This is a genomic window from Dyadobacter sp. HNCC25DJ187 (assembly GCF_056895255.1).
This window is the reverse complement of the sequence record NZ_JBXHAT010000001.1, coordinates 1,215,694-1,242,557: the sequence shown is the minus strand read 5'-3', so window position 1 is coordinate 1,242,557 and position 26,864 is coordinate 1,215,694. Positions and strand designations below refer to the sequence as shown.

The following is a 26,864-nucleotide window of genomic DNA, read 5'->3' as shown; positions in this document are numbered from 1 at the left end:
TATTAATTGTAATATTATCGAACCCTGCAAAATGTCATAATTTTGCAGGGTTTTCGTTTAAGTAACAGTATTTAATTTTTACTGAGTTTTAACACACCATGAAAAGATCAATAGCCGTTGGTGGCTGTATAGTTGGTTTGATAAGCGGCTACAGCGCTTTTTCACAATATGCCGGTGATGCATTTAGGTATTCGGAAATTACCCAGAATGGAACGGCAAGATTTCAGGGGATTGGGGGGAATCACGCAGCCTTAGGTGGAGATGCAAGCTCAATTGTAGGGAATCCTGCTGGTTTGGGTTTTTACAACCGTTCGGAAATTGCGATAAGTCCCGTATTTACTTCTGTAAATAATAAGACGGATTATATTGGAGATATAAACGCAACTTCCAAAGGAAAGCTCAATCTGGCAAGTCACGCATCTGCGGTTTTCACAAGTCAACCTGGTTTTCAGAGAAAATGGAAACGTTCATCATTTGGAATCTCCTATTCCAGGCAGCAATCTTTCAGAGAAGAGTACATGTTCACAGGGTTTAACCAGAACAGCGCTTATCTGAATAAGGTAGTTGAAGACGTAAACGGAAGTGGCATTACTACAAACCAATTAGAAGCCGACTTTGATGCCGGAACTTCGTCCAGTGGTCCTTTGGCATATTCTATACCTGCTGCTTATTATCAATTATATCTCATCAACCCAACCGGAGTAAATGGTCCTCCATATACAGCTCTTGATAATGAAAGCCCTTTGGAGCAGGTAGGAACCTATACAGCCACCGGTGCCAATACGCAATGGACGCTTGCATATGGAGGCAATTATGACGATAAGCTTTACGTAGGAGGATCATTAGGTATTAACAGAATACGTTATAAGTATGACCGGGTCTTAGAAGATAATTATGTGGATGGTCCGGACCTGAACTGGGTGGATCAGCATGAAGGGCTTACCGTTACAGGAATTGGTATTAATGCTACCCTGGGTATTATTTATAAGGTAAATCCACTGTTTCAATTAGGAGGTTCTTTAACCAGTCCAACATTGAGTTCTTACAGAGAAACATTTTCTCAGGCCGTGGAGGCTAACTATGTAGGTGGACAAATAGAAGGTCCGGAGGGTAACCTGATCACTCCTGATTATAACTACATACCTGTAGCGCCAAACGATTTTGAGTACCGGGTTGTAAGCCCGTTCAGAGGATCTGTTGGTGGTACAGTCTTCATTAATAACAAAGGCTTCTTAACAGGAACTTTGGAGTATGTTGGTTATGCTGGTATGAAGGCAAGCACCAGCTATCTGGACGAGGCAGGTAATAGGGATTTTAAGGATGGAACTATTCAGGAAATCAAGGATATCTACAGAAATACAGTAAATGTGAGAGTGGGTGGTGAATACAGGATAGGCAAATTCAGAGCGCGTGCCGGTGCAGGTTATATTGCTGATCCTTATGTTGACCGAGCTAATATTAACAGAAATAAATTATTGTTTACCTTGGGAACTGGTATTCGTAGTGATCGTTTTTTTGCTGACTTAGCGGGTACGCTTGCTACCTCTAAGTCTGTATATACGCCGTATGTTCTTAGAAATCCTGAAGCTTATTCTTCGGCTGTCATTTCAAACAGAACCGTCAATGTCATGCTAACTGTTGGAACTTTCTTCTAGCAGCTGTCCAGTCTGAACTTAAGAAAGAATGCCCCGGATGTAAGAAGCATCCGGGGCATTTTGCTCTATGTGGTTTACATAAAAGATGTAATCGAATTTAACAATGTATCTACATCCGTAGCTCCACGAACCGTAACATCGGCCTGTTCATAAAAATGTCGTCTCTCTTCAATTTTTTTGCTTAATTCAGCTTCTACAGAAAGAGCTCCTGAAAGGATGGGGCGGTCGTCTTTGCCATGGCTTTTAATTCTTTGAGCAAGGTCGCCGGCGGGGACGTCGAGAAAAATACTAACTCCTGTTTCCTTAATAAATTGCATGTTATCGAAGAAGCAGGGGGCTCCGCCACCGGATGCAATAACAAGACCAGAGTTTGGTTTGATCGATTTTAGCAGCCTGCTCTCTACTTCCCGGAAATATGCTTCACCTTTCTGAGCAAATACGGTGGGTATGCTGGCCTGCTGATCCAATTCAATCATTCTGTCCAAATCTACAAACCTGTAATTCAAAACACGAGCAAGCTTTTTGCCTAATGTCGTTTTGCCGGATGACATCATTCCGACAAGTATGATATTTTTCATTTTACTTCAAACTCAAAACTTGCCTGTTACTTAATCAGTTCTTTTACTTCCTCGGCAGTTGGCGTATCGTTGTAGTGCCATTTCCCTTTTACGATACCATCCTGAAGTAACCATAGTCCCGGGTTCGAACGTGAAATTGTTTTCAGCACGGTGGCATCTACAGAATAGTAAGGCATATTAAGCTGATGTTCTTTCATAAACTGTTGGATTGCTCCACTGTCGCCCGACGTCAATATGATGGGGTCTATGCCGGTACCTTTAATTTGATTGATCAGATTACTGATGTCAGGAAATGCGGCGGTGTTGATGTCAGTAAAGTTTTTGATGATCAAAAATAACTTTTTCCCCTTGAAAGACTCTTCGGTGAAATCGCCCTCATCGTTCCATACTTTGTAGTCGGTAATCTTGGGTTTGGCATCTTCATTAAGCACAACCATTTCCTTGAATTCAAGTGTGGTGTCAGTAGGATATTGCTCGTACTTGAAGGTCTTTCCGTTTTTTTCAAATATATATTGATAACGCAAAGGCTCTGAAGGTTTCATTTGAGCGGGTATGCTTGCACTAACACGATAAGGTAGCAAATCCACAATAGGCAGGTGACGTAGTGCATAAACAGCAATACCCAGAGAGGCAATTGTAGATAACATCACAATAAAGCCGGTTGGTAAAGGGGTGAATTTCTTTCGGTAATAAACGATTACGAGTATAAGTATCAGTAGGAAAATGTCTTTGCCAAACGAAGTCCAGGGAGTCAATTTTATAGCAGCCCCAAAACATCCGCAATCTGTAACTTTGTTAAAGTAGGCGGAATAAAACGTCAGGAATGTAAAGAACAGAATAATCAGAAGCAGCAGTACGGATGTAGTTCGCGGTTTATATGCCACCAGAAGCGCAATACCCAGTACTACTTCTGCTGCGCATAAGAACACTGAGAAGTACAGTGCCATGGGAATTAATGATACAAACAAATCGTGAAATGCAGGAAGATCTGTTGCAAATACTTCGAAATACTCTTCCAGCTTATACTGTGTCCCTACCGGGTCATTTAACTTGATCAATCCCGAGAAGATAAATAGTAGACCTACTATTACTCTTGATATCTGAGCAAATACTTTCATTCTGTAATATAAGTTAAAGCGGTAGTTAGTGCCTAGTTGGTTTGAAGGCCATTCGATTTAATCAGGCAAAATATCGCGTAATTAATAATATCCTGATAGCCAGCTTTTACACCCTCAGAGACAAGTGTGAATCCCTGATTGTCTTCGATCTGCTTGATGCGAAGTAATTTCATGAGAATAATATCTGTCATCGAAGAAACTCTCATATCACGCCATGCCTCACCATAATCATGATTTTTATTGAAAAGGAGTTCTTGCACTTCTTTCACTTGTCCGTTGTATAATTCGTTTAATTCATTGGGGTCAATATTTGTATGTTCCTGGCCAGCCAGTGAAATTTGAATTAAAGCCATTACACAATAATTAATGATGCCAATAAACTCAGTGGAAACATTGTCTTCAACTTTTTGAAAACCCTTGTCCTGAATGGTACGGATGCGCTGAGCTTTGATGAAAATCTGATCAGTAATGGAAGGTATTCGCAGGATGCGCCATGACGTTCCGTAATCTTTGTTTTTTTTTGTAAAAAGATCTTGGCAATACTGTAGGATTTCCTGATATTCCGCTTCTGTGGCTTTCAATGTATTTGGATTTATTAAGGCTGGTATTTTATCAATATTATATTTCAATAAAGAATGGAGGTGGTTTTGGAAGATTTGTCTCTATATAACTTCTCTGTCCATTCTCTTTTTTAATATGTCGCAAGTTAATAAAAAAACGATTAACGTCAGGGGAAGGCTGATAGACCTGTCCACACCATTGGTGATGGGCATTGTAAATGTGACTCCCGATTCATTTTATAGCAGTAGCAGGGTTGGCTCGGAACAGGCAATAGTAGATAGAGTAGGGGAAATGATAGAGGAAGGGGCGGATATGATCGACATTGGTGGTTACTCAACCAGGCCGGGAGCTGCTGAAGTGGATGAACACGAAGAAACCCAGCGGGTATTATCAGTTATCGAAACAGTTAAGAAGTATTTTTCTGAAATTATCATTTCTGTAGATACTTTTCGTTCTGAGGTAGCGAGGGTTGCCATTCAGGCTGGCGGTGATATTATTAATGACGTATCTGGCGGAACCTTGGATGAGCATATGTTTGATACGGTGGCTGAGCTGAAAGTTCCATATATTCTGATGCACATGAGGGGTACACCGGAAACAATGAGCCAGTTAACGGATTATAACAATCTGATTGTAGATATTATAAAGGAGCTCAAGAGCAGCATTGATATTTTAAAGCAGAAGGGTGTGGCTGATATATGGATTGATCCTGGTTTTGGCTTTGCTAAAACTATTGAGCAAAACTTTATGCTTTTGCAGAGTTTAGCAGAATTTGAGCAATTAGGATATCCAATTCTCGTAGGCCTTTCACGTAAGGCTACCATTTACAAGACATTAGGTATTGGTCCAGAGGAAGCTTTGAATGGAACGACTGTACTTAATACGCTTGCTATCGACAGAGGAGCATCCCTATTGCGGGTGCATGATGTCAAAGCTGCTGTAGAAGTTATAAAACTATGGAAAGCAACTCAACGTATATGTTAAAAAATAGTAAATTAGTCGCGAAATAATATTGAGTTTCTTATGCGTGTGGGTTTTTTAAATGTCAATTGGGCTGATATTCTCGACGTCTTTCTGGTTTCAGTTCTTTTGTATCAGGTGTATATACTTGTCAGGGGCAGTATCGCCAGCCGGGTGTTTCTTGGGTATTTATTTGTTTATGTCTTTTATCTGGTCGTAAAAGGATTAGGGTTGGGCTTGCTGACTGCGATTCTTCAATACTTCATGGGGGTAGGGGCGGTAGCATTAATTGTCATTTTTCAGCAGGAAATCCGGCGGTTCCTTCTGATCATAGGGAAATCAACAATTCATACCAACAACGGGTTTTTAAAAAAAATCTTTCGTAATTCTCTTCTGGATGTGCAATCCAAGGATTTGAAAGAGATCGTTGAAGCGAGTAAGGCTATTGCAGCCAATTTCACCGGAGCTCTCATAGTAGTGAACAAAAGAGATGATTTGGGTAAATTTATAGAAACAGGCGAGTTGCTGGACGCAAGGATGTCAAAGCCTTTGCTTGTATCTCTTTTTAATCAGTATAGTGAATTGCATGATGGGGCAATTGTGATTGTAGATGGCCGCATCAAAGCTGCACGTTGCGTTTTGCCGGTTGCAGATGGTGTGGATGTTCCATCTTCATTAGGCTTTAGGCACCGCGCCGCAATGGGGATGAGTGAAGCAACGGATGCTGTGGTTATTGTTATATCAGAACAGACAGGACGAATATCTGTGGCGGTAGAAGGAGAATTACATGGAAATATCCCTATCAACGAGTTGCAAGGTCGTCTGGAAGAATACTTGTCATCTGACATGCAACGTATGCCCCAGTAAACTCTATGAACAGGATAAATATATTTCCTTCAGTGTTTGGGAATTGATGCAGGTTTTCCTATTTTTGCAAACCGTTTGTGAATAGAAAAATATCATTATAAGAAATGGCAAATCATAAATCAGCATTAAAAAGAATTCGCGCTAACGAAACGAAGCGTTTGCGTAACCGTTACCAACACAAAACGACTCGCTCTTATATCAAAAAATTGCGTGGAACAACTGACAAAGCGGAAGCTATAGCAGTATACAAAACTGTATCATCTATGTTAGATCGTTTGGCAAAGAAAAATATCATACACAAGAAAAAAGCATCTAACCAAAAATCAAAGTTGGCCAAAGTGGTTAACTCTATTTCGGTAGCGGCATAATTTTCTCTGCGAAGATTTGAGACCCCGGCATATTTTGTCGGGGTTTTCTGCGTTTAATATCAGTCTGAAACTGAAGCTAAAATGGTAATCTCATTGCTGAAAAGTTGTGCTCTAAAGCGTTTTGCCTTAAATTGCGAGCTTTTGGTAGTTGAAAAAAGGATGTTTTTGAGTATTGCTTTTTTAATTTAAACGCAATAGAACACGACATCCTGCAACAATTATTTTAACAAAACTTCTTTATTCATGAAAAAAATCGCATTGTTTGCCGGTTTGGCTGTCATGGGAGCTATCCCGGTAGTGGCCCAATCACAAATCAATTTTAATGCAAAGGGCTTGGTTGTGATATCTGATGCGGACATGGCCGCTTCTGCATGGGTTGATGGTAAACTGCTCAGGGATAATACGGCGAAAGATCTGCTGACTACCATTAAGTTCCCTCTGCAAAGAGGTAGTGAGGGCGTAGGTACAGCACTGATTTCCAATTCAGTACTTGGATATGGCAAAACGATAGCGGTGCCTGCTGTCGGTGGACTTGCTTATGTGCTGGAAAATCGTTTGAAACCGGAAGACGGTGTAATGGAGCTAAAGGATGTTGACTCTGAGTTTCCTGCCGGTGAGAAACTTTTTGTGGTAGACATCCTGAATCTGGCCGGACCAAAACCCAAGTTTGGTTTTGCTGTGGGGAAAAAACCTTTGGCTATTGACATAAATAAAAGTGAACTGATTATATCCACAAGTGATAAAGGTAAAGAGCTCGTGTTGATAGAAGCTGCACCAGATGGTAAGCCTGCAAAGGTACTTCACCTACCGGCGGGGATCGATTCAACCTCAAAAATAATTGATCTGACCTGGCATCCTTCTGGTGACTTTATTGCTTTTACACTGGACAACGCTAATGAAGTAGGTTTATACCGTGTAATTCGGGAAGCGGGTAAACTTAAAAACGTGGAGATGCTGGGTAAACCAGTGAAAGTAGGCGTTGACCCTTCCTTCGGAAAATTTTCTTCAGATGGTAAACATTATTTTGTGCTGGATGCAAAGAGCCCTAAAGGGAAAGGCTCTACGGAGGGTGAGATACATGTAATCGATTTCTCAATGGATGGATCTATAGAACATAAGGTGGCCAGTCATGCTGCAACGGGTAATAATCCTGCTTCATTTGCAGTGAGTCCTACCGGAAACTTATTGGTAGCGGTGAACACAGGGAAGAGTGGGATGCCATGGACGGAAACCGGATCAGCAACTGGTAGCAGTTTAACCCTATTCAAAGTTGCAGCTGATGGTGCGTTGACAAAAGTTGAAGATTATCCATTTGAAGGGATTTCTCCACAAGGTGTTGTGTTTGATAAAGATGGATCGAACCTTGCGGTAGCTGTCATGGAATATCACGAATATGGAAGTGGTAATGGAGGAGTAGAGTTTTGGAGCGTTACAAAGGGTGAGACGCCCTCATTGAAAAAACAAAATGGGAAAGTGAGTGTAGGAAAAGGTGCGCATACCTTACGGATTGTTCCCTGATTTTTTCAACTCGAATATTTTCAAACAGGCCGGTTTTCTCAATCGGCCTGTTTTGTTTTTGTAAGCCGTTTACAATCAGATATTGGGACGCTGCATATGTACCCATAATCCAAAATGTGCGGAAAGGGAGAGGGAAAACGAACTTGTCAATAGCTATACATGCATCCGAAATCATAAAGAGAATTGCTCCGATTAATACCATATTATATGATTTTGAAGAAACAAATGATGTTCTGAGTGCAGCCATCCATGCCATGAAAGCAATACTTAATGCGTAAACACCCACTGCTATCTGCATCGTTCTACCGGGCAGATTTGGAAAGAGTATGAAGTATAATGCGAACGCGCAGATTAGAAACGATAGCCCTTTTATAAAGAATCGAATGGAGAATTTCGAGATGCTGATCTGTCTTTTAAAGACTATGATATAGCATACCTGCATCATCAAAAAGCTGCCCAAACCAAGTATAAACAAGTCAGTATCTCTTATCATCAGGAAAATATCCCCGGCCAAAGCAAAAATGAGTCCTGCTATAAGCCATTTGTATCCTATGACAGGCAGTCTATTGAAATTTAGTACATAGAATAAAAGACTTATAACAATGAAAGGCTTGGTCAGGTAAACCAGCATGGCATGATTAATCCACTCGGCATAGATTTCAGATAGGGTAATAGCGGTGAATATAAATGTAAAAAGAGTGTTTCTTTTCATGTCATTTAGAAGGTTAGCCGGCATAAGGTATGCGAAATCGCTATGAATTTCGTATTTTTGCGGCTTCATTCATAAAAAATAAATTTTAAGATGATTACGGTTCAGAACGTATCGCTTAGGTACGGTAAAAGGGTTTTGTTCGATGAAGTAAATATAAAATTTGTCCCGGGCAACTGCTATGGTGTGATTGGAGCGAATGGAGCGGGGAAATCCACATTTTTGAAAATTCTTTCAGGTGAAATCGAGCCACAAACTGGACTGGTGAGTATGAATCCTGGTGAAAGGATGACTTTTCTGAAACAGGATCAATTCGAGTTTGATGCTTATACCGTGATGGATACTGTGATTTTAGGGCATGAGCGCCTTTATAAAATCATGAAAGAGCGGGAGGCTATATATGAAAAGGAAGATTTCACAGATGCGGATGGCGAAAAGGCTGCGAATCTGGAAGCAGAGTTTGCAGACCTGAATGGTTGGGAAGCTGAAACAGAGGCAGCCCAATTATTGAGCGGGCTTGGTCTCGGAGACGATATGCATGCTGCTTTGATGGGTGATTTGAACGGTAGTGATAAAGTGCGGGTGCTCCTGGCGCAGGCTTTGTTTGGAAATCCGGATGTATTACTTCTGGATGAACCTACCAACAACCTTGATGTTGAAACTGTACTTTGGCTGGAAAATTTCCTTGCCGACTTTAAAAATACGGTTATCGTTGTTTCTCACGACCGTCACTTCCTGGATGAAGTTTGTACGCATGTAGTAGATATCGATTTCAGCAAAGTTCAAATGTTCTCTGGTAACTATTCCTTCTGGTACGAATCCAGTCAGTTGGCTTTGAAGCAGCGCCAGGATGCCAACAGGAAGTCTGAAGATAAGCGTAAAGAACTGGAAGACTTTATTCGCCGGTTCAGTGCGAATGCTTCTAAATCCAAGCAAGCAACTTCACGTGCTAAATTGCTCGAAAAGCTGACGATAGATGACATTAAGCCTTCATCGCGTAAATACCCGTATATCGCTTTCAAATCAGAGCGTGAAGTAGGAGATCAGCTGCTCCGCGTGGAAGGTTTATCCAAAACTGCAGAGGATGGGACTGTACTTTTCAAAAATCTAAGCTTTAATATTAATAAAGGGGATAAAATTGCTTTCGTAAGTAAGAATGTCAATGCGATCAGTAGCTTTTTTGACATCATTAATGAAATAGATAAAGCAGATTCAGGCGAGTATACCTGGGGAGTAACCATCACTAAATCTTATTTCCCTAAGGATCCTACTGAATTCTTTGACGTGGACTTGAACCTGGTAGACTGGCTGCGTCAGTATTCAGAAGAAAAAGATGAAAGCTTTATCCGCGGATTTTTGGGGCGTATGCTATTCTCCGGTGAAGAAGCGCTGAAAAAAGCGAAGGTATTGTCAGGAGGAGAGAAGGTACGGTGTATGCTCTCAAGAACGATGCTATCAAGTGCAAATGCGTTGGTGCTTGATGATCCTACTAACCATCTTGATCTTGAATCTATTACGGCACTTAACAACGGTTTAATTGACTTTTCAGGATGTCTTTTATTCTACTCTCATGACCACCAGTTTGTTCATACAATTGCCAACCGTATCATTGAAATAGGACCAAAAGGTATCCTGGATAAACTAATGACTTATGATGATTATCTGAAGGATGAAACTGTGAAGCAACAGAGAGCCAAGCTCTATTAGTCTTTGGGCTGATTATAAATTTAAAAGGGTCTGCAATCATTTCGATCGCAGACCCTTTTAAATTAATGCATTTTGCTAAACAATATACTTTTCGTATTGCTTGATCACATCAGCCGGAGGACCTTCCCATATATTGGGCGTGTTACCTACATATCCTATATCGTCAATACCGATGCGGGTGGTGTAAAATCCGGACGCGGTCAGGTTACGCATCAGATTAAAAAATGCTACTCCCTGACTGTAAATCGGTTTAGCTTTCTCTGGATAGGCAATATCGTCCACGATCTGTATTTGCTGTTCCTTGCTGCAAAGCGTGAATATTTTTTTAAACCGCTTGTTCGACTCAATATCCAGCCACTTTAAACCCCCGCGAAGTGGTATCTGGTTTTGGGGCATATCCTTAGCAATGAATTCAATAAAGGCAGGCACACCTGCCTGCGATGCACTTCCGGACTTATCATCTGCCGGAATGATGATGTCACACAATACTTTTATTGTTGCAAGCTCTGCTACAGTGAAGAATTTTTCTTTCATCAGCTTAGCATCATGTATCGCTTCTTCTTTCTGACGACCGCCCGGAATTTTAATCGGAGTTTCCGGTGGCAGGTTGCTGTCTAATTCTCTTTGCTCTGCCATCGCTACCTGAGGATTAAGACCTGCGATACCTAGCGAGCTGAGCGTAAGTGCTTTTAATGTGTCTCTGCGTTTCATAATATGAATAGAATGACGTGCCGGTGATTAGATATTTTTCTTCTTGGTCTGATCGATGATATAATCAGATGCTCTCCATGCCAGTGCAAGAATAGTCCATGTAGGGTTCTTATCAGCTTGAGAAACAAAAGAGCCTCCATCTGCCACGAAGACATTTTTAGCATCGTGAGCTTGTGAGAATCGGTTTAAGGCTGAAGTTTTTGGATCATCACCCATTCTTACAGTACCCACTTCGTGAATAATACGTCCCGGGGCCGCTATACCATAATTTGTTTCAGCACCTGGCTTTGTACCACTTGCCACACCTCCTAATGCATGAATAATTTCTTCAAAAGTATCGTGCATGTGTTTGGCTTGCTTGATTTCATAGTCTGACCATTTATAATGGAAACGAAGCACAGGAATACCATATTTATCAACTACTGTTGGATCAATTTCAGCATAATTGTCGTAATTGGGAACTGCTTCTCCACGGCCTGCCATGCCGATATATGCTCCATAAAATCTACGATAATCTTCTTTTAATGAAGCTCCATAACCCCCGGCTGGTTTCATCACACCACCTGATGTTGCGTATTTTCCATTCATAGCTTCAATTCCGGAACCGAAACCATAAGCTGGCATACCCATTCCACCACCGTATTCAATGTGGTATCCTCTTGGGAAATCAAGTTTTTTGTTGTCGAGCCACCAGGGCGTATACACGTGCATACCGCCTACACCATCTTCGTTGTACCTCTTGCGATCCATCAGATGAGGAAGAAATGCTCCTCTGGAAGCTCCTGTAGAGTCATGCAAATAGCGGCCTACTACGCCACTTGAATTCGCAAGACCGTTTGGATGCCTTTCTGATTTCGAATTCAGTAATAGTCGTGCGGATTCACCTGCGCTTGCAGCAAGTACTACAACTTTTCCTTTAATGGTATGTTCAGTCAGTTTTTCACGGTCTACGTATGACACGCCTGTAGCCAGACCCGTATTAGGATCTGTTAGTACTTCGCGGGCCATCGCGTTGTTGATCAACGTCACATTTCCTGTTTTTACAGCTGGGATAACCAACACAGATGACGATGAAAAATCGGCATAAGCTTGGCAGGAACGTCCGCATTGGCTGCAATAAAAGCACACGCCACGCTGGTCGTTGATTGGTTTTGTAAGGATCGATAATCTGGATGGAATTACCGGAACATTGGCTTTCTTACCTGCTTTTTGCAAAAACATTTCGTGAAGACGAGGCTTAGGCGGAGGTAGGAAAATTCCATCCGGCTCGTTATCCATATTCTCAATCGTGCCAAATACGCCGATAAGCTTATCGACCTGATCATAATATGGTTTTACATCTTCGTAGCCGATTGGCCAGTTGTCACCAAGTCCGTCAATGCTTTTTCTTTTAAAATCTTTAGGGCCAAAGCGAAGTGAAATCCTTCCCCAGTGATTTGTTCTTCCTCCTAGCATCCGGGATCTGAACCAGTCAAACTGAGTACCATTTTTATGTGTATATGGTTCTCCATCCAATTCCCATCCACCCCAGGCAGCATCAAAATCCCCGAAAGGACGGTGGTTCCCTGCGCCTCTTCTCGGAGATTCCCAAGGCCATTTCAATTGGGTAATATATTTAGGGTCAGCAGGGTCAAAATAGCCGCCAGCTTCCAGCAATGCTACTTTAGCACCGGCTTTGGCCAGCTGATAAGCTGCCATTCCACCGCCAGCACCGGAGCCGATGATAACCACATCGAAAACCGTTGGCTGTTCTTTAATTTGAAACATAATTAAGGGTTAGATAAAGTACATTTTTCAATAAATATAAACACAGAAAATGTATTGAAAATACAATAATATTGATTTAAGACTTATTTAAAACGAATCTAAAATGGTGTTTTTTTCAAATACTAAAAAGGCTGTTAAGCTATTGAAAAAAACGGAGGATTCTCTGTTCATAAACAAGCGGTAGGACTGTATTTTTAGTGAGTTAAATAGGTTTTGATTAACTTTACATTTTGTTAATGATGTTATTTTGGCTACAATAGGTAAAGACATTCAGGCTGCAGCGCAAATCCTCACTAATGGGGAATTGGTGGCAATCCCGACCGAAACAGTATATGGATTAGGTGGAAATGCCTTAGATCGACTTTCGGTTTTATCCATTTTTGAAACGAAAAATCGTCCTGCATTTGACCCTTTGATCATTCATACGGATTCATTGGAAAAGGTAGATCAGTTCGTAACGCATTTCGACAGGATGGCAATGGCTCTGGCTGAAGCCTTCTGGCCCGGACCGCTCACATTACTTTTGCCTAAACGTGACATTATTCCCGATATTGTTACTTCAGGGCTTGACATGGTTGCTGTCCGGATTCCTGATCACGCATTGACGCTGGAATTACTTAGGAATCTGGATTTTCCTCTTGCGGCCCCAAGTGCAAATCCATTTGGTTATATTAGTCCTGTTTCTGCGGCACATGTGGATGCGCAGCTTGGAGATAAGATTGCTTATATTCTTGACGGAGGACCGTGTAATGTTGGAATAGAATCAACCATTGTCGGCTTTGTAGACGGTGTTCCGACCATATATCGTTTAGGCGGACTTGCTGTAGAAGAGATCGAGGCTGTGGTCGGTAAGGTCCAGGTTCTCCCGCATTCAACATCAAACCCACAGGCTCCTGGCATGCTAAAAAGTCATTATGCGCCAAGAAAGCCATTTTTTTTAAAATCCGCAGAAGAACTTATCAATGCGCCTGAGGATGTTTCCGTTTTATTTTTTACAAAACCCAAGGCGGTATTATCCAATACAATGAGAATCCTGAGTGATCGTGGTGATGTTCGGGAGGCTGCCCATCATTTATTTACTTACCTGAGAGAATTGGATGGTTCAGAAGCCAGAGAAATATGGGCCGAATATGCGCCTTCTAACGGCCTTGGGGTGGCTATCAATGATCGCTTAAAAAGAGCAGCCGCACATTGAAAGTTCACTTTACTTGAAGAAATGCTGATGGAAATTCATTAGAAAGACCTCGTCTGTAGCTCTGGTTATGGCAGTGTAGAGCCATCTGATGAATTCAGTATTTACCTGCTCTTCCGGTAAATACCCCTGATCAATGAACACTGCACTCCACTGACCACCCTGCGATTTATGAGTGGTAAGGGCATAAGCGAATTTGACTTGCAAGGCGTTCAGAAAAGGATCTTTCCGCAGAGCTTCCATCCGCTCCTTTTTTGATTTGATATCGATATAATCCTGCTGGATACTATCATACAGCTTTTTATTGTCTTCATTGGAAAGTGAAGGCGTAGCGGAGTGAAGTGTGTCCAGCATAATCTTAGCGTCGAATTCCGGCTGTTTATCATAATCGGTAAGGCGAAGCGTCACGTCTGCAAAGCGGAAACCATGCATTTCCTGTGTTTTTCTGATCTTCAACAGCTCTACAAAATCCCCGTTGGCAATGAAACCTGCGGGCGACTCTTCTTCCAGTACATTGTAATTGTTTCGAACTACCATCAAGCGATCGCCGGCATCAAGCTCATCTTCAGAAAAATTAATTGTCCTGCGAATGTACTCGTTATACTGAACAGCCGATTTATTAGATCGCGTGAGAATGATTGTATTTTCAGGACCAAATTTATCATAAGCATATCTCAGCCCTTCCTCAAGTTTTTCGCCAGTCATTCGGAATACATCACGATACGATTTGGTAGTGATACTGATTTGTGGTTCTTTAAGTGTAAGCTGATTTCTTAATTCCGTCGCATTATAAAGAATTCCGGATTCGGAGTCCTGGCGCATTACTTCCCTAAGCTCTTCTTCAAAAATGCTCATGTCGTAACGTTTGGCAAGGAAGCTTTTTTCAAGCGCAGGGCTAACATCCTGCCCAACCGGTGGGAGCTGTGCAACATCACCGATCAACATTAGCTTATTGCTTTCATGTTCAAACACATAGTCAATCAAATCGGAAAGCAGACTTCTGTTTCCAAATTCTGCCTCATCTGTAATCATCGAAGCTTCATCGACTATAAAAAGTGTTTTGGTGTGGTAATTTTTTTGTCGCTGAAAGGAAAGTGATCCGGTATATGGGTCCGCAGTCTGTTTATATATTTTTTTGTGAATGGTCAATGCTATTTTATCGGCATAGCCCGACATTACTTTAGCTGCTCTGCCCGTAGGTGCGAGCAGAACCGATTTATATCCGAAGGAAGGAATCACTTTAATCAGCGTACTGACAATGGTTGTTTTGCCAGTACCGGCATAGCCTCTCAACAAAAAACAATCCCGGTATCTTTCCAATCCTTCCTTCTCAACAAGAAAATGATCTGTTTGTTTAAAAAAACGCAACTGGCCTTCCGTAGGGCGGAAGGGAAAGCGTTCTATAAGGAGTTTGGACGGGAGCTTCTGGTTTGTTTGCATGATGGCGAATCTATATTAACCTGCCGTTAATTCCAAAGTATAATGTCTGTACAAAAATATACGATTATTTAATTGGACTTTAAGCCTGCAATTCTATATATTGGTTTCTGGTATGATCTTATCCTAATAACCTGAACATGTATGCAAGTATTTCAAATAATAGGCAATAAGCCTGTAAATGCACTGTACTCTGTTACAAAAGGTAATACTGTCTTCGAAGCTCTGGAGCTTATGGCCGAAAAAAACATCGGCGCAGTACTTGTACTGGAAGACAACCTGCTAATCGGGATTTTTTCGGAACGTGATTATGCACGAAAGGTAATACTACAGGGCCGTGCCTCTCGTGATACACTCATAGCGGAAGTGATGACCAATAAGGTAATTACGGTTGAGACGGATCAAAAAATTGAGGAATGTATGCAAATCATGGCTGATAAGCATATCAGGCACTTACCAGTAAATCAAAATGGTGAACTGATAGGTATTATTTCGATTAACGATATTGTGGCTGCAATCATCCGCGAGCAGAAAGATCATATTCAATCTCTGGAAAACTACATCTCCGGGAATCCTTATTCGTGATCGCTTACAAGCAATCCAATTATCTTCGTTTATTCACTTCCAAGATTTGTAATCCAAATCCTGAAGACTAATTCTATTGTCATATGTATCGGGTTGCTTATCTTTGCCCTCCCTAAAATAGATGACATTGGAAAAACCTGTCTCCGCTGTAGAAAATTTATATGGAAAACGGGTACGTGTACGGGTGTGTGGAATTTGTCTGGCAAATGACAAGATTCTGCTCGTAAACCATAGTATGTACCCAGGGCATGATTTCTGGAGTCTGCCTGGTGGAGGAGTGGACTTTGGTGAAAAAGCTTCTGAGGCACTGGAGCGGGAAATGACAGAAGAAACCGGACTTGTGACAAAAGTAAATTCTTTTCTGTTTCTCAAAGAGTTTGTGAATCCACCATTGCATGCGGTGGAATTATTCTTCAGCATCGATATCCTCAGTGGAGTAATTGTGACCGGATCTGATCCTGAATTTTCAGCTGATGAGCAGATTATTCGTCAGGTAAAGTGGATGACACTCGCTCAGGTGTCAGATATTGAAGATAGAGCCAAACATAGTGTTTTATCAGGAATAACCAGCTGGGACGATTTGTTGCAGGAGCGGGGACTACTCTGAACAGGGGAGGTAAAATGATTCAATTAAGCTAAATATAATATTTGTGACCAATTCAGATAACCAGTCAATTGAAATTATTCCTACCCTTCTGGTAGGTGACAGTTCTTTTGATTCTGATATGATACCGCTCTGTACCCTTTGTATCGAAGTGGATGACAGGCGTATTCGTTTCTGTATAGTCAGAGATGAAAATATGGAATGTATTTGGCTTGAGGACTATAATTTTGAAAAAGCGCTGGGGCAGGGCGACGTCTTTGAAAAATTGAAGAAGATCTTTACCGGGCATTTACTCTGGTCTTCCAATCACTGGAAAAATGTGCGCATTGCGATCAATTCTAATGCATTCAGCCTTATACCGCGTGTCATTTTCGACGAGAATTCGGTAAAAAGCTATCTGGAATTTGCTTTAGGTAAACTTGTGCCTGATGATGAGAGAGTATTGTATCATGAATTGCCTATTGTAAATGCCTGTAATGTATTTAGTATTCCCGTGCTCTGGTATGATTGGATGATTAATCACTTTCAGCATTCTAGTATTACCTTCTACCATATCACCAGTCCGTTGATTATAGGATCGCTGGTAAGCCATGCCGAACACCAGGAGCTCAAAATCGTATCTGCCTATTTCGAAAAAGATTACTTCACACTTATTATTAGTGAGGGAAAGCAGCTGATCCTGTGTAACCGATACAGGTTTGTGCAATATCAGGAGTTGGTTTACATTATACTTTTTGCCTTGAATCAGCTTGGTTTTCATCAGGAGGAAGTAAAGCTGCTTGTGTATGGAGAAATAGCAATTTCTTCTGAATTGTATCTGGAATTGTCAAAATTCTTCCCAAACATGCAGATAGGAATGAGTCCGTCCACATTGAAATACAGCTCGCAATGCGGAGAAATTCCTGGTCATCGCTATTTTGGACTATTTAATACTTATCTGGTATCTTCCTGATCGTTGTATTTTTTAAGGAAGTGGACTACTCATCTAGAAGATCTTTTTATGAAGCGTATTGCATTGTTTCCAGGCTCGTTTGATCCATTCACCAAAGGACACGAAGATATTATTTTAAGGGGACTTCGGCTTTTTGATGAAGTAGTGATTGGTATAGGAAATAATGCGACCAAAAAACGTTATTTCCCTCTGGAAGTAATGAAAGAGCTGATTGAGAAAACTTTCGAAGGGCAGCAAAATGTGAAAGTGATTACTTATGATGATCTGACAGCTAATGCTGCCAGACAACTGGGAGCTACATTTTTGCTGAGAGGGTTGCGCAATACCACGGATTTCGAATATGAGAACGGTATATCTCAGGTAAACCGGTATGTCTATGAAGAGATAGAGACGGTCTTTCTGATTACCTCGCCTAATCTAGCTCCGATCAGCTCAAGTATTATCCGAGACTTGCATCGCTACGGACAGGACGTTGATGACTTTCTTCCATATTCGCTCTCTGAGTTGAATAAACTGAAGGACGAAAGTCAATAGAACAAAAGTAAAGACGACACTTAACTGAAAACCAGTAAACGCCGTCTTTACCTTTACTTAAAGGATTTTTATTTACTTCACTGCCTGCTGCCTTTTTAGGCTATCCACAACATATCGGATCGAACTGAAGGAGTTCACCAATATGGCTTGTCCTTCAGCTTGCGTAAGCCAGCTTAATTTTTCTATTTGCTCCTCGGCTTGCGGAGCCATAGCCGAATCATCGGTACAGTCGAGCAGATACCATTTAGTCCGTTTCAAAATTCTGTTGTTATTCAGGCTGTAGGTATGCCAGGTGGTACATACCCTGTCTCTGATCACAGCTTTCACACCAGTTTCTTCCTCTATCTCACGAACGGCGGCTTGTTTGGAGTTTTCTCCTTTGTCCAGTTTCCCTTTCGGTAAATCCCACTTTTTCCTGCGGAACATGAACAGCCACTTGCCATCTTTCACGACAACCCCGCCAGCTGCTTTAATTACCTTGAACAGGCCCTTTATTTTTTCCTCCACTTCTGATTTCTCTCTGGTGGCCATCGTCAAAGACAACAGATCGGCAGGCATTTCCTTTTCCAGAATAGAAATAGCCTGAACTGCAGTGGCTGCTGTGGTATTCAAAAACAAAACATGCCCGGTCAGTAATGACTTGGTAAGTTTTGTCAGACGAAGATCCACAATCCGGTCAAACTGTGCTGTTTCAGTCTCAGATATTTGATTTGTCCTTACAATTTTAAAAGGACGGTCATCGAAGAAAATGATCATTTAGAAGGTATTATGTGAAATCTAAGTCAAAATTAAGTAAAGAGTTTAGTTTAGACAGTGATTATTATTGATAAATTTGTGACGTTAATAAATTAAACGTTTTTGGAACTCCTAATCATTTTATTGCTGGTGCTTCTCAATGGTATTTTTTCCATGTCTGAGATAGCACTCGTTTCCTCCCGGAAATCTCGTCTTGAAGCTGCTGCCAGAAATGGCGATTCAAGTGCAAAAGCGGCTCTGAACCTTGCTAATTCACCCACAAAGTTTTTATCTACGGTACAAATCGGAATCACGCTTATTGGCCTGCTGACTGGTATGTACAGCGGCGACAATATTACGGCTGACTTTGAAGCATTTATCACCAATATTGATATTCTCAGACCCTATAGCCATACGCTTGCGGTAGGCTCCGTGTTGGTATTTATCACTTATCTGTCTCTTGTTTTAGGAGAGCTGGTTCCAAAACGTATTGGAATGGCCAATCCGGAAACAATTTCAATATTCATGGCAAAGCCCATGAATTTGATTTCAAAAATCACGGCTCCGTTTATTGCCCTTCTCGGCTTTTCAAGTGATCTTATTATTAAAGTTCTGAATATCAAGCAAAGTGAGAATTCTGTCACTGAGGAAGAAATTAAGAGCCTTATTCAGGAGGGGACTTCCGGAGGGGTATTTGAGGAAATTGAGCAGGAGATTGTCCATAATGTATTTCAATTAGGAGATAGAAAGGTGACGTCGTTGATGACTAACCGGCAGGAAATTGTCTGGCTGGATATAGAAGATTCTGTTGAAGAAAACAGAGCGAAAATTTTCGAATCGAGACATTCCATATACCCTATTTGTCGTAATACTGTGGATGACGTTGTCGGGCTGATCTATGTCAAAGACCTGATCGCTACTGATATTGACGAGCAGTTAGCCAATATCAATGCTATTCTACGTGAGCCGGTGTATTTACCGGAAAGCAACAGAGCATACCAAGCGCTGGAGAAGTTTAAAGAGCAGCGGGTATATTTTGGGATTATTGTGGATGAGTATGGCGGACTGCTGGGTGTGATCACGATGCATGATATCATGGATGCACTTGTGGGTGATATCTCAGAAGATATAGAAGAAGCTTCAGAGATTGTTACCCGGGAGGACGGAAGTTTTCTGATTGATGCCCAATTATCATTCGATGATTTTCTCCAATACTTTGGACTGAATATTCAGGAAGCTGAGCGTCGTACTCTGACAGGATTCAACACGCTTGGTGGTTTTGTGCTGCACGTGCTGGAAAATATCCCAAAGGTTGGCGAGACGTTCAGCTGGAAACATTTCGATTTCGAAGTAGTTGATATGGACAGAAGCAGAGTGGATAAATTACTTGTAACTAATCATAAAAAAGAAGATAAGGACGAATAATATGCCAAACGATCACAATGTAAGTAGCCAGGTTGCAGAATTGCTTTTAGAAGCGAAAGCGATAAAACTTAGTCCGGAAAAACCTTTTCAGTGGAGTTCAGGCTGGTTGTCGCCGATTTATTGTGACAACCGTGTGGCTCTGTCTTTTCCTGATACCAGGACATATATAAAAAAAGCCATTGCCGAACTCATCGGAAAAGAGTTTCCTGATGTACAGGCTGTAGTTGGGGTTGCAACAGGAGGAATTGCGCAGGGAGCATTGGTGGCGGATCTGCTCGAACTACCCTTTGCTTATGTTCGCCCAGAGCCTAAAAAGCATGGTATGGGTAATCAAATTGAAGGCAGATTGGAAGCAGGTAAGCCAGTGATTATCATTGAGGATCTTATTTCTACAGGTGGAAGTTCATTAAAGGTAGTTGACGTTCTTCGCGATGCCGATATTGAAGTAGCAGGAATGGTCGCTATTTTTACTTATGGATTTGCTGTAGCAGAGCGAAACTTTGCAGAAAAAGATGTAAAATTGAAAACACTTTCAAGCTACGGAGCGCTGATAGAAACAGCTCTACAAAGCAATTATATATCTGAAGAACAGGTTGAAAGTCTTTCAGCCTGGCGCTCGGCTCCTGAAAGTTGGGGTAAATAGTAATGCAAATCGTGTCATGTGAATTGGGTAACCTGCATGACACGATTTTTTATATTCAGTTTTTCATGCGGTGGTTATGAAGCTTTTCATACATACCACCAAATGTTTCCTCCTTCACTCCGTCTGATTTTAGAAATTCGTGTGGAAATCCGAGCTCTATCTGACTGACCTCATTAAGCTTTTGCATCTGTTCTGCGGGTATTTCAAAAGAAAGGCAGCCCAGGGAATCAACCAGTTGTGCTGATTTGGATGCCCCTATAATCGGAATCATTACTTCCTCTCTCTGACGAGCCCAGTTGATAGCGATCTGAGCAGGTGTTGCATCCAGTTCGCGGGCAATATCTACCACCGTTTGTGCTACCTGGCTGCTGTTTTTGTTTCTCCTGGTACTGTCTTTGGGTACTCTTCCTGTCTCATCTCTAAGATATTTACCTGTTAAGGCTCCGCCTCCGATTGTTCCCCATGGTGTAACAGCCAGATCCAGCGCTTTGGCCATTGGAATTAAATCTCTTTCTGGTGTACGCTGTAATAAAGAGTATTCAAACTGAATAGCAGCAAACGCGTTCCAACCTCTGAAATCAGCTATGGTGTTCGCCTGAGATACGACCCAGGCAGGTGTATCAGAGATTCCTATATAGTGAACCAAGCCACGACTTACCAAATCATCCAATCCGCGCATTACTTCTTCGACCGGCGTGGTGTTATCCCAAAGATGCACCCATAAAAGATCAATGTACTCCGTGTTGAGTCTTTTTAAACTGGACAGAACAGATCGCATCATATTCTTACGATGGTTACCCGCAAAATTCAGGTCGTCATTCCGGTCCTTCAACGTAAATTTCGTAGATAAGACCCAATGGTCACGGTCAGATTCTATGAACTCGCCAACATACTTTTCTGATGAACCTTCGGTGTATCTGTTCGCAGTATCAATAAAATTGCCGCCCGCGTCTGCATAGGCGTCAAAAATTTTAAAACTCTCGTGCTTATCTGCTCCCCATCCCCAGTCGGTACCGAATGTCATGGTTCCGAGACATAGTTCGGATACTCTGAGTCCTGATCTGCCCAATAACTGATAATTCATATGTCATGGTTTTTACTCTATCATGAATGTATTCCCTCCGTCGACCTGTTGACCGCTGAGACATTTAATGCTACAAAGTTATGCCCTTACCGGCCAAATGTGTTTATATTGTGCCAAAATTATAAGCTTTTTAAACGCAATAATGATTGATGTTACTCACCCTTACTTTGATATAAACCTAAGTTGGCTGTCTAATAATTATCGTTTATTACTGGAGGCGAAGGACGAGACGGTTCCTGTAAGGGAGAGGCTTCGCTTTTTAAGTTTGTATGCTTATCAGACAGAAGAGTTTTTCAGGGTCCGTATTACAACACTGCTGGCTCTGGCTGAGGTAACGAGTGATATAAGGGCAAAGCTTAATATATTTCCGGAATCTCTGATGGAACATGTCAATGAGACACTGGAAAATCAATTACATGAATTTCATGAAATACTTTCGGGCAATATTCTGCCAGCTTTACATGAACATGGAGTACATCTGTATTTCGGTGAGCAGTTTGCAGAAGAACATGTTCCATTTCTGAGAAACTTTTTTCTCAACAAGCTCTTCAGGTATCTTCAACCCATTTTTTTAGATGGAAGAAGAAATTCTAAACTGGTTTTTTTTGAAAACCGGCAATTGTACCTCGTTGTACGTTTACGTCGTAGCGACTTTTTTCAGGAAGATCTTTATGCAACAGTCAATGTGCCGGAAGAGCCGTTCGGGCGTTTTATTGAACTTCCCGAAACAGATGGTCGCAAACATGTAGCTTTTCTCGAAGATGTGATCAGGCAGAATCTGCCGTTGCTTTTTCCGGGTTATGAAGTGTTGGACAGTTATACGCTCAGGGCAGAGCGTGATACGGAACTGGTTATTGAGGATGAGTATCAGGTGCAGATTTCCCAAAGAATTCTCAAACAACTGGATAAACGGAATTTTGTTCTGCCTTCCCTGTTTTTTTATGAAGCTGGGATGCCGGAAGACATGCGCAGTGCTTTGTTCAATAAGGCTGGAATACCCATGAATGAATTCCATCAAAGGGGATCCTACTTACATATGCAGGATCTTTCAGATTTTCCTTCATTCGGCAAAAAGCTTGATTACCCTGTACAAAGACCACTCCGAAATCCTGAGTTTGAGGATCAGGTGTCGGTATTTGAGACGATTCAGCGAGCAGATCAGCTGCTACACCTTCCCTATAATTCCTATGAACCTATTGTCAGATTTTTCAGTGAGGCAGCTACGGATCCATTTGTTCGCGAGATTTATGTATCGCTTTACAAGATCAGCCCAAATTCATTTATTTTAAATTCCCTGATCAGTGCCGCCAGAAATGGAAAGAGAGTTACTACTTACATTGAACTTAACAGTAAGATGGATGCCTATGAGAACCTGCAATGGTCCAGGAGCATGCGTGATGCAGGAGTTAAGATTGTACTCAGCGTTCCGGGACTTAAAGTTCATGCAAAAATGGCATTGGTGAAGAGAAAGCTGCAAAAGGGATGGGAACGATATGCATTTCTGAGCACCGGCGGCTTCTATAAACTTACGAGCAGGGAAATAGTAGATCATGCATTGCTAACAAGCGACAGAGAACTTACCAATGAGGTAGAATTGCTTTTTGGTTATTTATCAACACAGGATGAACCCAAAAAGTACAAGTACCTGCCATTTAATAACCTGATGGTGACCCAGTTTAACCTCCAAAAGAAACTGGTGGATCTGATTGATCGTGAAATAGCGAATTGTAATGCAGGCCTCCGATCATTTATTACTATCAAGGTGAATCAATTACAGGACCACATTCTGATTGATAAATTGTACCAGGCCGGGCAGGCTGGGGTGCCGGTTCATGTTATTATCAGCGAAAGTTGCAGCCTTATTGCCGGGCTTCCGTCTCTGAGTGATAACATTACTGTTAGCCGGCATATGGATCGGTATATAGAAAATACCAGAATTTTTCAGTTTGGAAACAGAGGCAATGATGAAATTTATTTATCATCCTGCGACTGGACTTACAGGAATCTACACCGCAGAATTGATATATGTTTCCCCATATTGGACGAAAATGTGAAAAGTCAGGTAAGACAAGTCCTGCGCAATTACTTCAATGATAATCAAAAATCAGTGCGCCTTGATCTGTATCAGAATAATTTGAGAATTACAGATGATTCGAGGATTAAAATTAGAGCTCAGGAAACTAATTACAAAATGGTTGAGCGTTTTGAAAAAGGCGGAGTGTCCAGGTAGTACAATGTTAAATTTTTTTAAGCAGTTAGTTTTTAAAATGGGCCTTGGTAATTAATGAGTACACTTTCTTCTACACTCATACCTTTCTATCGCTCATAGGATGATCAAATTTGAAGGATCGTGCTTGGGCAATTAGTACTATGTAAGTATATTTGAGAGTATATTATTGGTGCTCAATATATAAACATTTACAAGGTATGGGAATTGTAGAGCGACGCGAACGGCTTAAAATTCAGGTACGTTCCGACATCGTTAAGACTGCGAAGGAAATTGCGCGTGAGGATGGATGGACGGCAGTTTCCATCAGGAAGATCGCTGAAGTCATAGAATATAGTCCACCAATATTGTATGAATACTTTGATAGTAAGGATAAGCTGCTCGAAGCCATTCGTATCGAAGGTTTCGATTACCTTCAGGCAGAATTTGTAAAAATAAAAGGGCACTTTGGTAATTCAGAAAAACAACTGGTGGAGGCTGCTCAAGCTATTTGGACATTTGCTGTTGATAATCCTGAAGTATTTCAGGTAATGTTTAATATAGAAGGTGCTTTTTGTGATTCAAAGCGTGTATATTCTCAGGCAATGAATATCAAAGATAATCCCGTCTGGGAAATGATTGCAAAAATAAGACCCAAAGCTGGTGAACTTGTCACTAAAACCTACTATGAATGGTGGTGTCTTACGTATGGATTTATTGCAATTACCATGACAACACAGCCGAGGTATGCTTTAGGGCAGGCTGAGGGAATTTATATGGATAGTGTGAGACGTTTTATAAAGACCCTTCAATAACCTGCTGAACGGGCTGTTGTCGTACCTCTACCTTGCTTTGGTGATATACCATTGAATAGGGGGCAACACTTTTTACGATCCAGGCATTGCCACCTATTATAGAATCCTTGCCAATCACTGTTTCTCCTCCCAAAATCGTAGCATTCGCATACACAACTACATTGTCTTCAATCGTGGGATGGCGTTTGCGTGATGCGAGTGATTTTGAAACATGGGTAGCACCGAGTGTTACGCCCTGATACAGTTTAACATTATTTCCAATATGGGTTGTTTCGCCGATGACCACACCAGTCCCATGGTCGATAAAAAAGGAATGGCCAATAATAGCATTAGGGTGAATATCTATGCCGGTCTGACTATGCGCAAATTCGGTCAGCATTCGAGGAAGCAAAGGGATTTTTAGTTCTGCCAGAATATGGGCAATTCTATAGGTAGCAATCGCCATAAATCCAGGGTAAAGCGCTATTACCTCTTCTATACCGACCGATGCAGGATCGTTCTCTGTAATGGCTTTGGCATCCTGAAGGAGCAGATCATATATTTCAGGAATATTCTCGAATATCTGGTCGAGAGTCTCCTCTTTTCCGTCTGCAAGCTCTGGTAACAGCGGATCCAGCATGCATCCCAATTTCTGCCGTAAAGCTGAATAAGTCTGTCGTAAATCCGTGGGTTTTTCATTGTGCAGGCAATCCTGACTAATGGGGAACAAAAAATTGATGAGCTGCTGAATAAATTTCCCGGATTCCTGCCTTGATGGAAGTTTGTAGCGAAATGTTTTATTCTGCTCGTTCAAACGTTCAAAAAAAGCTTCCTGTTCCTGCGCTGTCATTAATTCCCACTTTTAATTTACCTCTCTTAAAGAGGATTTTAAACCATTTTACGGATAAACAAAGAAACGGACATAAATGTTGAGTTTTTGTTAAATAGTTAAAAAAAATAATCATCTGGCATCATTTTACCTATATTTTATCGTATATTGATTAATACAACTGAAAAGACTTCGAAGTAAAATAATTCGACTATGAGTAATTTTAGATTTCTGCGTTCAGCTGTTGTGGTTATTTTTTTGTCTGCGACTCTGTCATCATGCTTCTCCAAATACATTATATCGGCTAAACAGGTCAGGAAACATTATGCATCCAAAGATGTAAAGCCTGAAACAAGATTGATCCAAAACGATACTCTGGCTTTGCAGGTAGCGAGTGTCGGAGCGGATACACTGCCTATGCTACTGTTAATACATGGCGCTCCTGGTTCATTATGGGGTTATATGAATTTAATGGACGATGCAGAGTTACAGAAACACTACCATATAGTGTCAGTAGATAGAATTGGTTACGGTAAGTCCAGGCTCAAAAAGCGTAAATATGTAACTTCGATAGAGCTGCAAGCCAGAGCTCTGTTACCCGTATTCTCACTTAATAAATCAGAAGAAAAAGTAGTCGTACTAGGCCGCTCATACGGAGCTCCTATTGCGGCAAAATTGGTATCGATGATTCCGGAAGAAGTTAAGGAGCTGATCATGGTGTCTCCAGTTATTGATCCGGAAAAAGAAAGATTTTATTGGTTTTCTAAATGGGGGCGAAATTCGTTTGTACAGCTTTTTCTTCCCGGAGAATTCAATACTGCTACTGCTGAAAAATACAGTCATGCGGATGAACTGCGTAAGCTTTTACCGGTATGGCAGAACCTGGATGTGAGAACGACGGTGATACAGGGAGGAAATGATTGGATTGCTGATCCGGCGAATTTTGATTTTGCCAAGAAGCATATCAAAAGTAAAAAGGCGCAATACATTTTCCTGTTCAATGCAGGGCACATGATTACTTATACACATGCGGATATGATCAGGGAAATGTTACTTAGAAGTAGGTTATTTCAGGATAAAATTGCTGTTCAGCTGGATTATCAACATTAAAGATTTAGTTATACATTGGGCGTTTAATGAACTCTGGCCTATATTTGTGACCTTTGTTCAATAAAAGAAAACGACTGATCAGAAACCAGCCGTTTTACCGAATTATAATTAACCTATGATAAATTATCCGTGACACCGAAGAATTTCGGTGTTTTTTTTTGCTTCAAAAGTGAGCTGGCAGCATTCTTTTTTTGCAGCCTGCTAAAAATACAAAA

The 26,864-nt window shown here is 41.3% G+C and carries 26 protein-coding genes; 16 read left to right on the top strand and 10 right to left on the bottom strand.

The window, feature by feature from the left end:
* The first annotated feature begins 98 nt into the window (after positions 1 to 98).
* Positions 99 to 1,655 carry a hypothetical protein gene (locus AC1XUE_RS05080; RefSeq protein ID WP_483354849.1) on the top strand — a complete coding sequence of 519 codons (1,557 nt, stop codon included), beginning with the start codon at positions 99 to 101 and terminating at the stop codon, positions 1,653 to 1,655.
* A gap of 74 nt (positions 1,656 to 1,729) precedes the next feature.
* Here AC1XUE_RS05080 and AC1XUE_RS05075 read toward each other — a convergent pair whose 3' ends face one another.
* The 3 genes from AC1XUE_RS05075 to AC1XUE_RS05065 are packed head-to-tail and all read right to left on the bottom strand — an operon-like array spanning position 1,730 to position 3,932.
* Positions 1,730 to 2,233, bottom strand: coding sequence for a shikimate kinase (locus AC1XUE_RS05075; RefSeq protein WP_483354848.1), 504 nt, complete (start codon positions 2,231 to 2,233; stop codon positions 1,730 to 1,732).
* Positions 2,234 to 2,259: 26 nt separating this feature from the next.
* On the bottom strand, positions 2,260 to 3,351 hold the full coding sequence (locus AC1XUE_RS05070; RefSeq protein WP_483354847.1) for a BT_3928 family protein: 1,092 nt from the start codon (positions 3,349 to 3,351) through the stop codon (positions 2,260 to 2,262).
* A 32-nt stretch (positions 3,352 to 3,383) separates the two neighbouring features.
* Positions 3,384 to 3,932, bottom strand: a complete 549-nt coding sequence (locus tag AC1XUE_RS05065) for a DUF1599 domain-containing protein (RefSeq protein WP_483354846.1) — start codon at positions 3,930 to 3,932, stop codon at positions 3,384 to 3,386.
* Between the two features lie 115 nt (positions 3,933 to 4,047).
* On the opposite strand from AC1XUE_RS05065, the gene folP reads away from it, so the two are divergent.
* From folP to AC1XUE_RS05045, 4 genes are all read left to right on the top strand, one after another.
* Complete coding sequence (gene folP / locus AC1XUE_RS05060) at positions 4,048 to 4,896, top strand: dihydropteroate synthase (protein ID WP_483354845.1); 849 nt, start codon at positions 4,048 to 4,050, stop codon at positions 4,894 to 4,896.
* 39 nt (positions 4,897 to 4,935) lie between these two features.
* On the top strand, positions 4,936 to 5,739 hold the full coding sequence (gene cdaA / locus AC1XUE_RS05055; protein ID WP_483354844.1) for a diadenylate cyclase CdaA: 804 nt from the start codon (positions 4,936 to 4,938) through the stop codon (positions 5,737 to 5,739).
* A gap of 104 nt (positions 5,740 to 5,843) precedes the next feature.
* Positions 5,844 to 6,107, top strand: a complete 264-nt coding sequence (rpsT, locus tag AC1XUE_RS05050; protein WP_483354843.1) for a 30S ribosomal protein S20 — start codon at positions 5,844 to 5,846, stop codon at positions 6,105 to 6,107.
* 243 nt (positions 6,108 to 6,350) lie between these two features.
* Complete coding sequence (locus AC1XUE_RS05045; RefSeq protein WP_483354842.1) at positions 6,351 to 7,625, top strand: lactonase family protein; 1,275 nt, start codon at positions 6,351 to 6,353, stop codon at positions 7,623 to 7,625.
* On the opposite strand, the gene AC1XUE_RS05040 is transcribed toward AC1XUE_RS05045, so the two are convergent.
* Positions 7,537 to 8,337: a lysoplasmalogenase gene (locus tag AC1XUE_RS05040; protein WP_483354841.1), complete on the bottom strand. Its 801-nt coding sequence runs from the start codon at positions 8,335 to 8,337 to the stop codon at positions 7,537 to 7,539. The genes AC1XUE_RS05045 and AC1XUE_RS05040 overlap by 89 nt on opposite strands.
* Before the next feature lie 90 nt (positions 8,338 to 8,427).
* Between AC1XUE_RS05040 and AC1XUE_RS05035 the strand changes: the two genes are divergently transcribed.
* Complete coding sequence (locus tag AC1XUE_RS05035) at positions 8,428 to 10,041, top strand: ABC-F family ATP-binding cassette domain-containing protein (protein WP_483354840.1); 1,614 nt, start codon at positions 8,428 to 8,430, stop codon at positions 10,039 to 10,041.
* Positions 10,042 to 10,116: 75 nt separating this feature from the next.
* Here the strand turns inward: AC1XUE_RS05035 and AC1XUE_RS05030 are convergent, their stop codons facing one another.
* Together AC1XUE_RS05030 and AC1XUE_RS05025 are read right to left on the bottom strand one after the other, a co-directional pair.
* Entirely contained in the window at positions 10,117 to 10,752 is a 636-nt protein-coding gene (locus AC1XUE_RS05030; RefSeq protein ID WP_483354839.1) for a gluconate 2-dehydrogenase subunit 3 family protein, read from the bottom strand.
* 27 nt (positions 10,753 to 10,779) lie between these two features.
* Entirely contained in the window at positions 10,780 to 12,519 is a 1,740-nt protein-coding gene (locus tag AC1XUE_RS05025) for a GMC family oxidoreductase (RefSeq protein WP_483354838.1), read from the bottom strand.
* Between the two features lie 247 nt (positions 12,520 to 12,766).
* Between AC1XUE_RS05025 and AC1XUE_RS05020 the strand changes: the two genes are divergently transcribed.
* Positions 12,767 to 13,714, top strand: coding sequence for an L-threonylcarbamoyladenylate synthase (locus AC1XUE_RS05020; RefSeq protein ID WP_483354837.1), 948 nt, complete (start codon positions 12,767 to 12,769; stop codon positions 13,712 to 13,714).
* A gap of 9 nt (positions 13,715 to 13,723) precedes the next feature.
* Here the strand turns inward: AC1XUE_RS05020 and AC1XUE_RS05015 are convergent, their stop codons facing one another.
* Positions 13,724 to 15,151, bottom strand: a complete 1,428-nt coding sequence (locus tag AC1XUE_RS05015; RefSeq protein WP_483354836.1) for an ATP-dependent DNA helicase — start codon at positions 15,149 to 15,151, stop codon at positions 13,724 to 13,726.
* A 141-nt stretch (positions 15,152 to 15,292) separates the two neighbouring features.
* Between AC1XUE_RS05015 and AC1XUE_RS05010 the strand changes: the two genes are divergently transcribed.
* The 4 genes from AC1XUE_RS05010 to coaD all read left to right on the top strand — a co-directional run bounded on the left by AC1XUE_RS05010 (position 15,293) and on the right by coaD (position 17,823).
* On the top strand, positions 15,293 to 15,733 hold the full coding sequence (locus AC1XUE_RS05010; protein WP_483354835.1) for a CBS domain-containing protein: 441 nt from the start codon (positions 15,293 to 15,295) through the stop codon (positions 15,731 to 15,733).
* Positions 15,734 to 15,854: 121 nt separating this feature from the next.
* Complete coding sequence (locus AC1XUE_RS05005; RefSeq protein WP_483354834.1) at positions 15,855 to 16,340, top strand: NUDIX domain-containing protein; 486 nt, start codon at positions 15,855 to 15,857, stop codon at positions 16,338 to 16,340.
* A gap of 43 nt (positions 16,341 to 16,383) precedes the next feature.
* Positions 16,384 to 17,289 carry a DUF3822 family protein gene (locus tag AC1XUE_RS05000; protein ID WP_483354833.1) on the top strand — a complete coding sequence of 302 codons (906 nt, stop codon included), beginning with the start codon at positions 16,384 to 16,386 and terminating at the stop codon, positions 17,287 to 17,289.
* Between the two features lie 48 nt (positions 17,290 to 17,337).
* On the top strand, positions 17,338 to 17,823 hold the full coding sequence (gene coaD / locus AC1XUE_RS04995) for a pantetheine-phosphate adenylyltransferase (RefSeq protein ID WP_483354832.1): 486 nt from the start codon (positions 17,338 to 17,340) through the stop codon (positions 17,821 to 17,823).
* Positions 17,824 to 17,895: 72 nt separating this feature from the next.
* Here coaD and AC1XUE_RS04990 read toward each other — a convergent pair whose 3' ends face one another.
* Entirely contained in the window at positions 17,896 to 18,579 is a 684-nt protein-coding gene (locus AC1XUE_RS04990; protein ID WP_483354831.1) for an NUDIX hydrolase, read from the bottom strand.
* Positions 18,580 to 18,681: 102 nt separating this feature from the next.
* Here AC1XUE_RS04990 and AC1XUE_RS04985 point away from each other — a divergent pair, with 102 nt between their 5' ends.
* Both AC1XUE_RS04985 and pyrE read left to right on the top strand, forming a co-directional pair.
* On the top strand, positions 18,682 to 19,983 hold the full coding sequence (locus AC1XUE_RS04985; protein ID WP_483354830.1) for a hemolysin family protein: 1,302 nt from the start codon (positions 18,682 to 18,684) through the stop codon (positions 19,981 to 19,983).
* A 1-nt stretch (position 19,984) separates the two neighbouring features.
* Entirely contained in the window at positions 19,985 to 20,626 is a 642-nt protein-coding gene (pyrE, locus tag AC1XUE_RS04980; protein WP_483354829.1) for an orotate phosphoribosyltransferase, read from the top strand.
* A gap of 55 nt (positions 20,627 to 20,681) precedes the next feature.
* Here pyrE and AC1XUE_RS04975 read toward each other — a convergent pair whose 3' ends face one another.
* On the bottom strand, positions 20,682 to 21,710 hold the full coding sequence (locus AC1XUE_RS04975; RefSeq protein WP_483354828.1) for an aldo/keto reductase: 1,029 nt from the start codon (positions 21,708 to 21,710) through the stop codon (positions 20,682 to 20,684).
* Positions 21,711 to 21,852: 142 nt separating this feature from the next.
* On the opposite strand from AC1XUE_RS04975, the gene ppk1 reads away from it, so the two are divergent.
* Both ppk1 and AC1XUE_RS04965 read left to right on the top strand, forming a co-directional pair.
* A complete protein-coding gene (gene ppk1 / locus AC1XUE_RS04970; protein ID WP_483354827.1) occupies positions 21,853 to 23,940 on the top strand; it encodes a polyphosphate kinase 1 in 2,088 nt (695 codons plus the stop codon).
* Between the two features lie 197 nt (positions 23,941 to 24,137).
* Positions 24,138 to 24,731 carry a TetR/AcrR family transcriptional regulator gene (locus tag AC1XUE_RS04965; RefSeq protein WP_483354826.1) on the top strand — a complete coding sequence of 198 codons (594 nt, stop codon included), beginning with the start codon at positions 24,138 to 24,140 and terminating at the stop codon, positions 24,729 to 24,731.
* On the opposite strand, the gene epsC is transcribed toward AC1XUE_RS04965, so the two are convergent.
* Entirely contained in the window at positions 24,712 to 25,560 is an 849-nt protein-coding gene (gene epsC / locus AC1XUE_RS04960; protein WP_483354825.1) for a serine O-acetyltransferase EpsC, read from the bottom strand. The two genes, AC1XUE_RS04965 and epsC, sit on opposite strands and share 20 nt — an antisense overlap.
* 192 nt (positions 25,561 to 25,752) lie before the next feature.
* Here epsC and AC1XUE_RS04955 point away from each other — a divergent pair, with 192 nt between their 5' ends.
* Positions 25,753 to 26,649, top strand: a complete 897-nt coding sequence (locus AC1XUE_RS04955) for an alpha/beta fold hydrolase (protein WP_483354824.1) — start codon at positions 25,753 to 25,755, stop codon at positions 26,647 to 26,649.
* Positions 26,650 to 26,864: the final 215 nt, after the last annotated feature.